We start from the raw sequence: 15,074 nt of genomic DNA, 5'->3' as shown, positions 1-15,074 counted from the left end.
AGGCATTGAAAGCCTCCCTTGATTAATTAGGTTTGAGTTACTTGCTCATCTTGCGACGGAAGAAACCAAGACCTAGAAGTGACAATAGACCGAATAGACCAGTAGAGCCACCGTGACCGTGACCTGGGTTTGGATCGACTGGCTTAGTCTTGTCATCGCCCTTTTCAGCAACTTTGATAGTTTCTGCCGGAGAGGTATATACCAATTGGCCTGTTCGACCATCGATGATTTGTTTCGTCATCTGGAATTCACCAGCATCAGAAACGTCACCTTCAAGCTCGACCCAACCTTGCTTAATGATTTCTTGAGTTAGAGTCACTGAGTTGGTGTCAGCACCTGCAAAAGCAGCTTTGGATCTGTTGATCTTAGCGATGTTCAATACCGCCTTGTCACCAGCATGAAGTGGAGTGCCATCTATGTTGGTCAAGTCGAACATAACCTGAATCGGTTCGCCAGCTACTGGTGCTTCAGGCACTTCAGGAAGATCAGCTGGTGGATTTTTAGGCGCTGTTGGTGTTGGAATAACAATAGGTGGCTCAGGATTAACACTGCTGCCTAGTTTCAGATCGATAACTGCTGGATCATGATCTGAAGCGCGGTATAGGTCAGAGAAGCGAGTTGAACATTCACCATCCAGGCAGTTATTGTAATCTGCATATTGGAATAAGGTCGATTCGCCAGCATTGATGTTCCAGTCGGTTGCATCTACCACTTTATTCATTAGCTCAGGCGTAACAAGAATGTAGTCAAGTGTGCCGACTTCATCATTGTATGAGTAGCTATATGAATCAGGGTGAAGCTGTCGAACAGCGTTGACGTAGCCGTATGTATCAGCAATTACAGCACCATCATCACCGTGTAGCGGTGTTCCGTCTTCCCCACCAATGGAGGTATTACGCGCAGCCTTGATAACATGATCTTTAGGTGCTTTGTCACGGTTAGTTAGAACCATTATCGGATCTTCATTACCGTAAGAGTTTAAGTCACCAAGGATCAGTTTGTAACCATCAATCTTGCTTAGTTCCTGACCTAGGTGGAAAGCCGCTGATACGCGGAAGTTTTCACAAGAGCCTTGTTTGTCACTATCAAGTTGCTTACCTGTTTGAACATCTTCCCAGCAAGTTGAACCTTTAGATTTCAAGTGGTTAACAGCGACGGTGATTTTTTCTTCCGTACCATTAATCTTGAAGGTAGGTGTAAGAGTATCACGTTGATAATTATTGCCACTTTCAGTTTGGTTTTTATCCTTAGTATCTATATATGCTACTTCAGGTGCATGCTGTTCAGGCATTTTGATCAGACGGTAGGTATCTAGTGAAACCTTACTAGCTTTGAAGATAACCTGGTTAGCAATGGCATCAGAACCGACGTACTTATCACCTTCGTTACCGACAACGTATGAGTAGTGCTCAGTTTCATCGTCAATGAGGTTATTGATCTTGGCAACTAAGTGCGCAACAGCTGAGTCTTCACCGAAGCCGTTGTTTTCGATTTCCATCAGACCGACGATGTCAGCGTTAACAGCAATGATTGCTCGGGCAATTTTATCACCTTGCAGCTGGAACTCGGCGTCTGTTTTCGCCCCACGGTTACTATCTGTTGGGTTACTATCACCGCCAAACGGTGAGTTGAAGTAGTTAAGAACGTTGAAGGTTGCTACACGAAGGTCGCCGCCTTCTTTTAGTACTGGTGCTTGTGTACGCTCAGAATCTTCACGGGCGAAGTTATCTTTTGTTACTGTGTTGGTGACATAGAAGCGATATTCATCCCAAGAATAACTAACGACACCTTCAAAACCGTCAAGTACATCGCCAATACGGACGTAATCCTCTGTGGTTGTTGTACCATCAGGTATTGGCACTGCACTATCAGAGCCAAATTCCGGATACCAAGGGATATGGGTCCCTTTTGTCACTGCTTCGAAAGATTCAACGACAATACGTTTATCTTGGTTGCAATCTGTCTGGCGTTCTGCATCAGTATCCGGAAGGATTCCTTCACGAAGATCATAATCGTGAACAGCTGGGGCATTGTTTTGGTTGGGATGCAGATTCACCTGACCGTTGGATACAACCATGTTGTTGCGTTTTGGACCGAAGTCGAAACCAAAAGTACGACTAATACGCATATCAGATTCTTTGTCGAATTTAACTAACATGCCTTCATGACGTTCTAGCGTAAAATCAAAATCTTCGTCTGACTCAAGTACGCGTAGAGGTGTCGCTGTCAGCACAGAGTCTGCTGAATCTGTTTTTGTTACTGAGTAAGCATTGACGAGTTTTGTCCAGCCCCAGTCTTCTTTTACTTTAGCGACAACAGTGACTTCAGAACCAACAGTGATATCTGTGATTTTGTTTGTTTCAACAAAGATACCGTCGGAAGTCAGTGCGTTGCCATCACTAGGTGCCTGCATGAAGAAGCCGACTTTAAGATCACTTCCTAGTGCTGTTTTTTGAATAGCGGTGACTACACCAGTTACTTCGTGGTAATTAGTTGATTCATAAACTTCGCCCGGCACATCAATACCATCAATTGTTGATGACCAACCAGGACCTTGAATATCTTGAACAGTCGAGCTAACAATATTTGATGGAGGTGTTGGTTCAACAGGCTCGCCGCCACCTTCGCCGATACTACCAAAATCGCTGTAATCTTTACCTGTACCTTCGTGTAGTTTAGTCCACTGAGTTGCGTCATAAACTGCACTTGGGGTTAACACTGAGCGACGAAGAACGACATTTTCACCAAATTTTGAATCATCAACAGTACCAACCACATCAATCATGGTATCAGTTGTGTCAAAAAGACCCACCGCATCATTACCATTGAAGTTCAGGCTGGCGCTTGTTTTGGCAGGTGTAAACGGTAAGTCGGCATGAGATGAATGGGCAACAATAACCACGCTGTTAGGTTGGATAACTAAACCATCTAGGCTTACTTCATTATCGAACGTATTCGCGCCATTTGAATCTTTACGTAGGGTGTAACCATCTAGAAAAACTTCAATTGAGCCTGTGTTACCGATTTCGATAAGTTTATTATTGCCGCCATTAGGTTCAGCGTATTCTGTAATTAAAATGTCCGCCTGTGCACCAAACGAAACAGCAGCACCGATGGATAGTGCGAGAATTGATTTTTTCATTATTTCTATCCTTAAAGAAGCCCTGCTATCCCTAACAGGGCAAAAATCCATATTTATTTGTATTCAATTTCGCCATTTGGCTGGAATGCAGTCACGTCGATTGCGCCTTTAGATTCGATGAAATCTTTAAGCACTTCAGCGTCAACATAGCCGGTGTTTACAAATGTCGGGTACTGTGTGATGTTCGGGTAGCCGTCACCGCCAGCAGCATTGAATGAAGGAATTGTGAAACGGTAAGTTTCTTTCTCGTTCAGTGCGTTACCGCCAATTTTTACATCCGAAACTGTGCTGCCGTTTACTGTCATAGTAATACCGGCGAACTGAGCGTAGGCACCAGAATCTTTCGTTTTCGTACCGACAACATTCAGGTAATCTTGAATTTCAGTACCCGTCATATCGACGTAAGTCACAATATTTCCGAACGGCTGGACACTCAGAACATCTTTATAGGTGATATCACCACCTGCGATAGAGGCACGAACACCGCCAGAGTTCATTACAGCGAAGTCGGCTTTAGCACGTTCCATATGAGCTGTTGCGATTAAACGGCCAAGGTTTGTCTGGTTATTACGTACGATTTTACGTTCACCGACAAGATCGCCGTTAGAAGAGCCAATCTTCACGCTTAGTGCTTCTTGGCCTTTGTCTTGGAAAGGTTTCAGCGCATTGAAGACGGTTTTGTCTTGAGAGATTTCATCTTGGATGAATACACGCACTTTTTTACCGTCAACTTTGATTTTTTTCTTCAAGTTAACAGGGATTAAATTATAAGACTCTAGTGTGAACTCACCATTTTTAAATGTGTAGTCTGCACGACCCACATACTTGCCCCACTCGTGTGCTTGAACAATCGTGGTACCATTTTGTACATCTGGCTTACAGGTATCACCCGCTTTGAATGAAGCGTACTCGTTTGCTCCTTCCATACAGACAGGCTCTTGCGAGTGGCCGCCGACGATCATGTCCAGATCGCCTTCGTTCAAGTAGCGGGCTAGTTTTACATCACCCGGAGCATTTGAACCGTACTGAGCATCTTGGTAGTGGCCCATATGGGTTGCTGCAATGATCACATCTGGATTGTACTTGCTCTTAAGTTCAGCGATGACTTTCTTCGCTTCTTCTTTAGGATCTTTGAATTCAATAGCGCCGACATATTCCGGGTTACCGATTTTCGCAGTGTCTTCAGTAGTCAGACCAATCACAGCGATTTTAATGCCTTGTTTATCAAAAACTTTGTAGGCATCAAACATACGCTTGCCGTCTTTGTAGATATTAGCGGCAAGGAATGGGAATTCAGCCCATCCTTCTTGTTTTGCCAACACGTCAAGCGGGTTATCAAATTCATGGTTGCCGACGGCCATCGCATCATAACCTAGCATGTTCATACCAATGAAATCTGGCTCTGCATCTTGAAGATCTGACTCAGGAACACCGGTGTTGATATCACCACCAGAAAGTAGAAGCACTGAACCGCCTTCTGCTTTTACTTCTGCTCGAATTTGATTAATCAATGTGGCGCGAGCAGCCATACCGCGTTCGCCGTATTTGTTCTGCCAGAAGTTGCCGTGGTTATCATTGGTATGAAGAATGGTTAGGTTGTATTCTTGATCTTGAACCCATTCATGAGATGGCTCTAGGACAGAAGAGTTTTGGGCTGTGCATCCAGCAGTAACCGCAAGTGCGAGAGCCGTTAAAACGATTTTTTTCATGAGAAGCCTTATTAGAAGGAAGAGGGGGGGAAGATAAGATAAGAGAGCTAATCAAGGGACGAAAGATCAGCTCTCTTGGTGTGTCGAATTACATTAGAACCAGTAGTAAGCCATTAGGTAGCCTAGAGCTCCTGATTCTGTTGTCTTCTTACCACTTGCATCTCTGCTACCTTTAAGAACGTCACCGAATGCTACTTCAGCAGCCAGTTTTACGTTACGCGCATAGCGGTACTCAGCACCCACAACACCAAAGTATGCTTCCTCAGAAAATGCATCTGAGTCAGAGTAGTTAACATTAGCAAGCAGGTTTAGTTTCTCTGTCATTGCGTACTTACCACCCAGGTTTACACCCTTTTCAGTTGTGTCAGCACCTTTGTCGAAGTTCTTAGTTTCATCGAATACAAGACCGGCAACAGTGATTTTGCCTAGCTCAACTTCACCGTGCAGAGAGTAGATAGATGTTTCGTCACCATCTTCGGCGCCAGCAATCACAGTGAACGTTTCACCGTAGTAGCCGATGTAACCATTAGTTACCTGGCCATATAGTGAATCTGTTTCGTAGCTGTATTTTTCAGGGTGGCCGAACTCATCAGTAGTACCATCCCAACCTTCTAGAGAGTGAGAGATACCCACTTTGATATTATTGAATGTACCGCGGTACTTGAGAGTGCTGTCTTGGTCACCGGCTTCAGAGATACCAAGACCTAGCTCGTTAGTTACATCACCGAATGCATCAACGTGGTCGTATGCAGTATCGGTGCGGCCGAATTCAACTGAGTGGCCTTTGGCAATATTGTAGCCAACGTATGCTTTATCGATAATGATGCGCATGTTGTTTTCTTTAGTCCAGTCTTGACGCTCGCCATCAAGCTCGAACTTTGCGTAGAAATCACCAGTCTGACCTTTAAGGCCAATCGTCGCAAAAGAGTCATCAACAAAAGTGGTGTCAGAACCGAAAGGTGTTTTGTCAGTATCAGAAACAAACGTACCACCGACTTCCGCACCGCCGTAGACTTTAACGTTGTCGCCATTGTCACCTTCGTAGACTGTCGCCGCCTGAGCTGCACCAGTGATGATTGAAGTTAATGCTACTGCAATAATTGCTTTTTTCATTATAAAAACCTTATTAGAATATTATGTATTTTTTACAGCGAAAACCTTAATCATTTGCCATATGACGCACAAGTTATTTTGCAAAAAGCGCATATTTGCTTTTAAAAATCGTGACGCAAGGCCCAAGCAAACGTTTGCAAAAAAAAGGATTACATACAATTTATAATTAAAAAAACATCAGGAATATAAAAAGTTTGTATTTCATTCATTTCCATTAGGCAAAAAAAAACCTGCCATTTAGGCAGGTTAAAAGAGGATGTATGACTGTTCAAAATGGAACAGAAATTAACAATTAACAAGTTGACAGTGATGTCTAAAAGCGTAAAAAATTGCTCCAGACACCGTGATATTAAAGTACTCTTTTTTAAATAAAACACAACGGGTTTATTTTTTAATCTAAGTGCTTATATAAATATGCACTATACCAATCAGCTTTTCTCTGTGTTTTTATTTTTATCTTATCGTTTATCTTGCATATAACTTATTGTATTTAAACGTATTTATTGTATTTGCAGAAGTGAGGGGTAGGCATTGGTTAACAGTGGGTATAAATGATAAATACAGGTTAAATTTTACATTACAAAAATCCATGACAGATAAAGTAGAGTTTAAATATAATTTAATTTAATCATTTTTAGTTCGCATTTAATAAGTAATGAAGTTATTTATAATTACTTATGCTGACATTTTATGGTATTAATTTATTAATTGCCGGCGAGCTATAAATAAATCAAGTCATTTCTGCGCTCTTTATTATTTGTGATTTTTTGGTTTTATTTCCTATATTAAAAGATGAGGCTGAATGAAATTGATTTTATATTTTAATTACGATTTTAAATTGCTTTATTTTAACGCCCACATGAATAATTCATATTGATTGCTTGGGTGTAATGAATTGAGTTTTTGTATGATTTTTGCTCTGATTGATTTTTATTAAATATCGCACAATCGAATATACTAGCATGATATACCTTTAGAGCTAATACTCAGCTATAAGCACACTATATAATATACCTATCAGACATCACAGAACCAATTGTATCGATGGGTTTTGCTCTTTGTTTTTGTGATATAGGTCGAATTTCGCCATTAACATTAGTGACTTATCGTTCTGTTATTGGATGTTTATACTTCATTGTGAATAGTTAATAAGAGTCAAGCTTAGGGCTTGAAAATTTAATCACATTCAAAATGCCTAGATTTCAATACTTCAATGTAACGTAATGTAACCATTGTAATAGAACAGTAAGTTATTGCGTGTGTTTGAAGTGAAATATGCTATGTGGCATGTTTCATTGTGGAATAGTTAAAGGTAGTGACTGTTTTTTGGTCGTGGTTAAGCGCATAGGTATCTACACAAATTGAATAATAAATAAATTGGCTATTTGCAGTTTCGTTGCAAACAGTGGTGGTGGGTTATGATCATTATCAAAATTCGTGTCATACCGAACTGTCATTAGAGTAGCTAAAAGCTACAAATATCACTTATCCTGAGATTGACGAAGTGCGTTAAAGGTCGTCACCACGAGCCATCTCGGCCTGCCTCTTTTCACCCAGACAACCCGAACAATTGAACTCACCGAAGTGGGGAAATGCCTTATGGGACAGGTTTCTCCTGCAATGGATGCTTTGTACAGAGTGTTCAGGATCTGAGTCAAGTTCCGTCAGGCAAGGTACGGGTGGCTCCGCCCCTGAGTATGGTCGTCAATGATTCCGATTTAATGATTGATGCAGCTTCAAAAAGCTTAGGGATTGGGAGAATTGTCGAACCGATGATCCGAGAAGCTCTGTCGTCTGTCTAGTAGCTCAAAATTCGGACACATAAACAAAAAAAAGCTCATTCAAATATTTAAATGAGCCTATATAAAGTTACACGTCTGTAAATACAGATAGTAGCACTGGTCAGACCAGGTTGCGCGTTTTTAATTGTTATTTTTGACTTTAGCCTCAAAAATCCGGTTTATCCCACTTTAAAGTGTCCTGCTTTATTTCTAGATAGAATGTCTCTAACGTTAAACCGGTACGAACGAGCGTGATCCTGTAACGCCCCGATACGAAAAAGGCCGCCAATTGGCCTGTCTCTTATACAGAAATCCCCAGATTAAAAACTGGGGATTTTTTTTGAACTTCGTTTCAATATCACAAGCTGATCAATAGACAGGGTTACACTATGATGCATATGGTTATCGGTAGCATAGATCGATAAAAAGCCGCAAAAATACGGCTTTGGTAGATAGGATTTCTTAGTTAGGTGCGAATTGCTGACTATTAATCGCCTAAGGTTGCAACCATGATTGCTTTAATTGAGTGCATTCTATTTTCTGCTTCATCGAAACAAATAGTGTAAGAAGATTCAAAAACGTCTTCTGTCACTTCAAGACCTTTCATATTGAATTTTTCTTCTATCTTTTTACCCACTCGTGTTTCGTTATTATGAAATGCAGGTAGGCAGTGCATGTATTTAACCGCTGTGTTATGCGTTGCTGTGATAACCGACATATTCACTTGGTAGGGTGTTAGGTCGTTTATGCGTGTTTCCCACAGTTCTTCTGGTTCGCCCATCGAAACCCATACATCACCGTAAATAAAGTCTACGTCGCTAACGCCTTCTTGCACATCATCGGTAATGACAATTTTACCGCCTGAAATTTCGCACAACTCATTGCATTCAGCAACAAGAGCCGGATCTGGCCAGTAGGCTTTAGGGCCAACAAGACGGATTTCCATTCCCACTTTTGCCGCGCCAACCATTAGTGAGTTACCCATATTATTTTTTGCATCGCCCATGTAGGCGAGTTTCATTTGATTTAGGCGTTTGCCGTTACCGTGTTCTAGCATTGTCATCCAATCTGCGATGATTTGAGTTGGGTGCCATTCATCGGTTAAACCATTCCAAACTGGTACGCCAGCATGTTCTCCTAAAATCTCAACGACATCTTGCCCAAAACCACGATATTCAATGCCATCATAGAAACGACCTAAAACACGCGCAGTATCTTTAGTACTTTCTTTATGACCCATTTGCGAGCCGCCGCCAATGTAAGTGACATGTGCACCTTGATCATGGGCTGCTACTTCAAACGCACAACGGGTACGAGTGGACGTTTTTTCAAAGATGAGAGCGATATTTTTACCCTTCAGCTTCTGTTGTTCAGTGCCCGCATACTTGGCATGTTTTAAGTCTTGCGCCAATGCTATGAGGTGTTCGATTTCTTTGCCTGTGAAATCAAGTAATTTTAGAAAGTTACGGTTGCGAAGATTAAAAGACATAGTATTACCTTATCGTATCTCTGTGATGTAGTTATAAGCGCCTTAATGTATTTTCTACGAGAATGCACATAGGATTAAGTCGCCGTGTTGTTTTGCAATTACTATTCTCTTTTCCCTTCACAGCGTCTATTCGAGTTTAATTAAACCAGTATTAATATTTTTTTAATCAAGGAATTATACTCACTAAATACCGCATATTTATTCTGACTAACAGTTAACACTTTACTGACCGTTAGCAGACAGATGTATCGCTATAATTGAAAGTTATCGATAGGCAGTTGTATATAGGTGTACTGATGAAACGAAATCTACTTGTTGTAACAGTTATGGGATTATTATTGGTTGGCTGCGATCAAAAGGCTTCAACAGAAGCAGTGCAACCTGAACAGGCTGAATCTGCTATCGTCGCTGCAATTCAAGATCAAGCAGAAGTCATTGCAGATGCACATAACGCACGTAATGCACTGGATTGGAATGGTACATACAATGGAATTTTACCGTGTGCAGATTGCTCGGGTATAGAAACACAGCTAATGCTTAAGCAAGACGGCTCTTACATGCTTACTGAAACCTACCAAGGAAAAGAAGGTGGCGACGTCGAACGCAGTGGTCAACTTGAATGGAATGCCGCTGGTAATACAGTCACGTTGCTAAACGATAATGGAAGTAGTATTCAGTACTTTGTTGGAGAAAGGCGCTTATTCCGTTTAGACCGTGAAGGGAAGCGAATCACTGGCGATTTAGCTGAAAATTATATATTACAAAAGCAATAAACCGCTGTAACGTTATTGTACTTTGGCCCCCGTTGTTAACTAAGTTGCTAGTAACATCAAACGCTCAAGCAGATTAAACACGCTGAATCCTATATCTGAGGCAGGTTGGGTATACAACATTATTTGGACAGTAAACCTGTTACTATTCTTATAAGAATAAGAAATACAGTTTTGGTAAGGGATATAAAATGAAAATAATGAGCCAGCTGTGTGGGTTATTGATAGCCCTAACAGCAACAAATAGTGCTTGGGCTGCAGATAAAGTGGTGGTTTTAGAAGATGGTCGACAAGTTGTATTACATGATGACTTTACATGGGAATACCAAGCAATAAAGACCACTGTTTTACCTGTAGATGTGAAATCGACGCCAATCGAAACAACAAGCGCAGTACCAATGGCACCTGCTACCTCTAGTATTACGAAGAGTGCTGCTGCTATTCCTGTGGTTAGTGCGATTCCTCTTACTCAGGCACCTAAAGGCGCGCGTATAGAGCTGGGCGCAAGTAAAAACATTCAACAACTGAGTAATAGTGGCATTGACGTTTTACTTACAGCAGCCGAGTATGATGATGGTGTGCTTGTTATTCCGACAATGATGACAAATCAGAGTTTGCAATCGGTCGTTACAGTGATTGTAAAGGTTACCTTAAGTGATGAAAAAGGGAATCAACTAGGCAGTGAAGAAGCTAAAATTTGGTCATCAATAAAACGCCTTCCTGACACGTATTTTAGACCTAAAACCCAGCAAAAAGGTAATCCTATCACTTTTTCGGTACCTAAAAATTCGGTTTACTTTATCAGTGCTGAAATTGTTGAAGTTGAGCATTGGTAATTAAAAGTAAGAGACTAAATACGAAAGTATCGTTCTGTTTAAAATAACGCTATCTAAAAGAGCATGAAATCGAATGATGACATGCTCTTTTTTTTACTCATTTTGTAGGTAACATTTATAATATTTTTAAGAAATCTTCAATTTTCATTTTGTGTTCAGCAAGTGTTTCTTGGCTTGGTTGTTTAATATGATTGTGAGTGAAATAAACTAATAGTGCCATTTGGGCTGTTAGACGGTTTTCTGCTTCATCAAAAATAACAGAACGTGGTGACTCCATCACTTCTCGAGTACATTCGCGTTGGTCATTGGCTGGTAAGCAGTGCATGAACATTGCATCGGGTCCTGCTTTTTCCATCATGCTTTCAGTCACAACGTAATCAGGGATAAACGTCGAAAGACGAATGTCTTTTTCATCTTCCTGACCAAACCAGTAGAAGCTATCGGCAACAATAATGTCACAGCCAGCAACTTCGTCAGTATTATCGGTAATAACGAGCTTACCATTAGATGTTTCACAGTTGTCTAAAGCAATATCGATCCACTTTTGTGGTGCTTTAAAGCGTTCAGGGCAGATATGTTTGAAGGTCATGCCAAACTTAGTGCATGCAAACATCAGCGAAGAAGCTACGTTGGTAGCATCACCCACAAAGGCAACCGTTAAATCGCTAAGGGTTTTACCTTCAGGTAGGTGCTCAAGCATGGTAAACAAATCAGCCATAATTTGAGTCGGGTGTAACCAGTCACATAAACCATTGATAACGGGAACAGTTGCTTGTTCAGCTAAGCCTGCAACAGTGCTGTGATCATCAACACGCGCCATAATGACATCAACCATACGAGACAATACTCGCGCCGTGTCTTCAAGTGATTCTTTACCACCGAGATGAATATCTTTTGGTGATAAGAATAAAGCATGCCCACCAAGCATTGTTGCAGCGGTTTCAAAAGAGACACGTGTGCGAGTTGACGGTTGCTCGAAAATCATAGCAACAGATTTACCTTTGAATAGCTGGGGTAATGCATTGTCATGACGTGCTTGTTTTAGCATTGCCATTAATTCAAGAATATCGTTTAACTCTTTTTTAGAATAATCTTGAGTTTTTAAGAAATGACGTAAACCTTCTTTATTCAGATTAGTAGCGCTTGAAGATGGCGTTTTCATGATTTTTCCCTTCTAAATAATAGTTATAAGCGAAGTGTGTAATGCGTTCGATGTTTAATAAGGTGTTCTATCTATTCGTTATGTTTTTATTATGTACTGGTGCAATTATTAATTCTTAAACTAGAATCACTAATCGATTTATTTTAAAATAAACGGAAAATGTTTACGGTATTAATCACAAATGGCTATTTATTCGGAGGCGAATAGTCGATATTTGATTCTAATGTTTGAATAATCTCAGATGAACACCTGAATATATGAGAGTCTGGTTTTATCAGTAGCCAGATTATAAACAGCCGAAAAACGCTTATAACTTTTCCAGTTATAAACGTTTTGTAATGAAAATAAGCGGTATTGAAACTAAAATATCACTAATTAGTGTGTAATTGCTTCTATTGGCTTTTTGGGTAAATTCTTAGGTAGGTAAGTCCCTAAGTAGGCTTCTGTTAACGTGATTGCTTCACGCGCCATTTCTGGTGGAATACTGCCATTTTCTCGATAGTTCATTGAGTAAACTTTATCGGCAACTTGCAAAGCTATGGCAAAAATATTCACATTGCTGGGCAGCTCTGGCAATACGAAATATTGACGATAAATTGCTTCGACATGTTCGGCCAGTAATAGGTCATTTTGTGCATCAGCATGGCGGATAGAAGCGTATATGTGTTGCCCAAGTAAAATGCGCTGAACAAGTGGGTTATTACTGTAGTAAGTGACAAACCCTTGTTCAATCATTCGGTTGATGTCACTCCAATGATGGATTTTTTCAGTGATGATAGAGTCTTGTAAGACGTTAGTGAAATCAACGAAAATATCTTCCATCAATTCGTATATTAACGCTTCAATATTAGGGTAATGATGATAAACGGTAGACGCTGCAATAGCGGCTTCTTTGGCAACATCATAAATAGAGATTGAATTGACGTCACGATGAGCGACGAGATGAGTGATAGCTGTATGAATCCGTTTAAGCCTTTGATCTGTTGATTCCTTTTTCATCTCGCCCTCTTATATTTTTGTATATATCCAGATTGTTTGAGCCACTATTATTCTTATATTGTGCTTGCGCTTCTTTTAGGTAACGGCTATTAAGCTCGAATGTGTGTGCCAGATTGATCCATCATTATTTCGTATGCTTTATGTAATGAGCCGATATGGCCTGTACCTAACGTTTCTAAGGCAAATTCACAGCAAGCGTCAACCTTTGGTGCCATAGAACCAGCTGCAAAGGTGTATTGGTTCAGTTCTTTAACGGTTACATGGTGAAGGGGCTTTTCAGTTGGTGTACCCCAATCAACACACACATTGTCACCATCAGTTAAGATCAAAAAGTGCTGTGCACCGAGCTCTTTTGCCAGCATGGCAGCGGAGAGATCTTTGTCGATAACGGCTTCGATACCATCGTAACCATAGGCTGTTTCAATCACTGGGCAACCACCGCCACCACAGCATATAACGGTATGATCTGCCGCTAATAAGGTACGAATGCTATCAAGTTCAAGTATATGTTGCGGTTTGGGGGATGGTACAACGCGGCGCCAGTACTGCCCATCTGGCTTTATTGTCCAACCAAATTGTTGCGCTTTATCTTCCGCTGTTTGTTGGTCATACACTGGGCCGATAAATTTATTGGGTTCTGCAAAAGCAGGGTCATTCTCATCGACAATGACTTGCGTTAATAGCGTGCTGAAGTTTCCGTTGGGTGCAGATCGTTTCAGCCCTTGCGCCATCATGTAACCGATCATGCCTTGTGTTTCAGCCCCAAGCACATCCAACGGGTAGGGAGGAGCATCAGAGTAAGCTAAATTTTGTAGGGCTAATAATCCAACCTGAGGGCCGTTCCCATGCACGATAACGACTTGATATTCTTCACTCAATTTCGCTAATGCTTGTGTTGCGACGGCAATATTATTGAATTGATTGTCGTAGCTCATTAGCTCGCCACGTTGCAATAAAGCATTGCCGCCTACAGCAACAACAATGATTGGTTTGTTATTTCCCATGCCGCTCTCCCTGTTTAATGATTTATCTAACAATACTGGTTGGCATAAAAAGTATCCCTTAATGGCATCTTATTCACTTGATCAGAATCAATTTTATCGAATAAGAGAGGTTGAATAGCTATATCTGAATTTCAGGTCACGCCTTTATCATCATTAAAGGTGAACTCGTCGATAAGTGATTCTAATAACGAAACAATGCTGCTAGCTCTGTTTAGATAATAACCAACAAATGAAAAATCTTAGATGAAAATAAATATCATACGTTTGAATAATCATGGAGATGGATTATGGATACGCAAGCATCGACAGGAAAGATGGGGGTTACAAGTCTAGCTCTCTTTAGTTTATGTGCCGTTATTGTGGTTGATACATTAACGGCTTCAGCATCGATAGGGGTGAGTTCGATAGGCTGGTGGATTTTAACTCTGGTTGTTTTTGTTATTCCTTATGGATTAATTACTTCTGAATTAAGTACAACCTACCCCGGTGAAGGGGGGATTTATGATTGGGTTAAAAAAGCCTTTGGTTATAAATGGGCGGTAAGAACGACATGGTTTTACTGGATAAATGTCGGGTTATGGATGCCTGCTGTTTATATTATGTTTGCGGGGATGTTTGCTGAATTATTTTTCCCTGGATTATCTTTACTCTGGCAAGTCGTTATTTGTATCGTACTAACATGGTTAACGATTTGGATTTGTAATGTATCGGTCGATGTTGGTGTTTGGGTTACAAATATTGGCGCAATACTGAAAATAGTGGTTATTTCTGTACTGGGTTTTGGTGGTTTTATTTACGCCGCTAAACATGGTGTTGCGAATGAATTTAGCCTTTCAGCCATGATGCCAAGTCTAGATACTGGGGTCGCCTTTCTGCCTGCACTCGTCTTTAATTTGATGGGTTTCGAACTTGTCGCGACCATGACCAAAGAAATGAAAGATGTGCGTATTAACATGATGCCGATCGCTCTATAACATCGATGGCGATCACAATCTCATTCGATTGTAGACCTTCGTAAAATCTAACTGACGTGATCGGCTTGCGTCAATTTATTTAATCTTTTTCGCAT

Annotated in this window: 10 protein-coding genes; 3 read left to right on the top strand and 7 right to left on the bottom strand. The window is 40.8% G+C overall.

Annotated features, from left to right (window positions below; translation table 11 throughout):
* Positions 1-37: 37 nt before the first annotated feature.
* The 4 genes from C9J12_RS09870 to argF all read right to left on the bottom strand — a co-directional run bounded on the left by C9J12_RS09870 (position 38) and on the right by argF (position 9,234).
* The gene (locus C9J12_RS09870) at positions 38-3,142 is read right to left on the bottom strand and encodes an ExeM/NucH family extracellular endonuclease (RefSeq protein WP_107242556.1); all 3,105 of its coding nucleotides are present in this window, start codon (positions 3,140-3,142) and stop codon (positions 38-40) included.
* Between the two features lie 53 nt (positions 3,143-3,195).
* A complete protein-coding gene (gene ushA / locus C9J12_RS09865; protein ID WP_107242555.1) occupies positions 3,196-4,851 on the bottom strand; it encodes a bifunctional UDP-sugar hydrolase/5'-nucleotidase UshA in 1,656 nt (551 codons plus the stop codon).
* Positions 4,852-4,944: 93 nt separating this feature from the next.
* On the bottom strand, positions 4,945-5,964 hold the full coding sequence (locus C9J12_RS09860; protein ID WP_107242554.1) for a porin: 1,020 nt from the start codon (positions 5,962-5,964) through the stop codon (positions 4,945-4,947).
* Positions 5,965-8,232: 2,268 nt separating this feature from the next.
* Positions 8,233-9,234 carry an ornithine carbamoyltransferase gene (argF, locus tag C9J12_RS09850; protein WP_107242553.1) on the bottom strand — a complete coding sequence of 334 codons (1,002 nt, stop codon included), beginning with the start codon at positions 9,232-9,234 and terminating at the stop codon, positions 8,233-8,235.
* Positions 9,235-9,530: 296 nt separating this feature from the next.
* On the opposite strand from argF, the gene C9J12_RS09845 reads away from it, so the two are divergent.
* Together C9J12_RS09845 and C9J12_RS09840 are read left to right on the top strand one after the other, a co-directional pair.
* Positions 9,531-10,007, top strand: a complete 477-nt coding sequence (locus C9J12_RS09845; RefSeq protein ID WP_107242552.1) for a copper resistance protein NlpE — start codon at positions 9,531-9,533, stop codon at positions 10,005-10,007.
* A 188-nt stretch (positions 10,008-10,195) separates the two neighbouring features.
* Positions 10,196-10,840 carry a DUF3157 family protein gene (locus tag C9J12_RS09840; protein ID WP_107242551.1) on the top strand — a complete coding sequence of 215 codons (645 nt, stop codon included), beginning with the start codon at positions 10,196-10,198 and terminating at the stop codon, positions 10,838-10,840.
* 115 nt (positions 10,841-10,955) lie between these two features.
* On the opposite strand, the gene ptcA is transcribed toward C9J12_RS09840, so the two are convergent.
* From ptcA to arcC, 3 genes are all read right to left on the bottom strand, one after another.
* Positions 10,956-12,002: a putrescine carbamoyltransferase gene (gene ptcA / locus C9J12_RS09835; protein ID WP_107242550.1), complete on the bottom strand. Its 1,047-nt coding sequence runs from the start codon at positions 12,000-12,002 to the stop codon at positions 10,956-10,958.
* Positions 12,003-12,377: 375 nt separating this feature from the next.
* The gene (locus C9J12_RS09830; RefSeq protein WP_107242549.1) at positions 12,378-13,001 is read right to left on the bottom strand and encodes a TetR/AcrR family transcriptional regulator; all 624 of its coding nucleotides are present in this window, start codon (positions 12,999-13,001) and stop codon (positions 12,378-12,380) included.
* 89 nt (positions 13,002-13,090) lie between these two features.
* Complete coding sequence (arcC, locus tag C9J12_RS09825) at positions 13,091-14,005, bottom strand: carbamate kinase (protein WP_107242548.1); 915 nt, start codon at positions 14,003-14,005, stop codon at positions 13,091-13,093.
* A 287-nt stretch (positions 14,006-14,292) separates the two neighbouring features.
* On the opposite strand from arcC, the gene C9J12_RS09820 reads away from it, so the two are divergent.
* On the top strand, positions 14,293-14,979 hold the full coding sequence (locus C9J12_RS09820) for an APC family permease (RefSeq protein ID WP_407675676.1): 687 nt from the start codon (positions 14,293-14,295) through the stop codon (positions 14,977-14,979).
* The last annotated feature ends 95 nt before the right edge of the window (positions 14,980-15,074 follow it).

Source organism: Photobacterium frigidiphilum, assembly GCF_003025615.1.
In the GTDB taxonomy this organism is placed as follows: domain Bacteria; phylum Pseudomonadota; class Gammaproteobacteria; order Enterobacterales; family Vibrionaceae; genus Photobacterium; species Photobacterium frigidiphilum.
The sequence above is the reverse complement of the archived record's forward strand: the minus strand, read 5'-3'. Positions and strand labels throughout refer to the sequence as shown.

What these genes read in the sequence shown, in the direction of transcription:
- C9J12_RS09845 (WP_107242552.1), top strand. Translation starts at nt 9,531, where the DNA reads ATGAAACGAAATCTACTTGTTGTAACAGTTATGGGATTATTATTGGTT.
- ushA (WP_107242555.1), bottom strand. Translation starts at nt 4,851, where the DNA reads ATGAAAAAAATCGTTTTAACGGCTCTCGCACTTGCGGTTACTGCTGGA.
- C9J12_RS09830 (WP_107242549.1), bottom strand. Translation starts at nt 13,001, where the DNA reads ATGAAAAAGGAATCAACAGATCAAAGGCTTAAACGGATTCATACAGCT.
- C9J12_RS09820 (WP_407675676.1), top strand. Translation starts at nt 14,293, where the DNA reads ATGGATACGCAAGCATCGACAGGAAAGATGGGGGTTACAAGTCTAGCT.
- argF (WP_107242553.1), bottom strand. Translation starts at nt 9,234, where the DNA reads ATGTCTTTTAATCTTCGCAACCGTAACTTTCTAAAATTACTTGATTTC.
- C9J12_RS09870 (WP_107242556.1), bottom strand. Translation starts at nt 3,142, where the DNA reads ATGAAAAAATCAATTCTCGCACTATCCATCGGTGCTGCTGTTTCGTTT.
- ptcA (WP_107242550.1), bottom strand. Translation starts at nt 12,002, where the DNA reads ATGAAAACGCCATCTTCAAGCGCTACTAATCTGAATAAAGAAGGTTTA.
- C9J12_RS09840 (WP_107242551.1), top strand. Translation starts at nt 10,196, where the DNA reads ATGAAAATAATGAGCCAGCTGTGTGGGTTATTGATAGCCCTAACAGCA.
- C9J12_RS09860 (WP_107242554.1), bottom strand. Translation starts at nt 5,964, where the DNA reads ATGAAAAAAGCAATTATTGCAGTAGCATTAACTTCAATCATCACTGGT.
- arcC (WP_107242548.1), bottom strand. Translation starts at nt 14,005, where the DNA reads ATGGGAAATAACAAACCAATCATTGTTGTTGCTGTAGGCGGCAATGCT.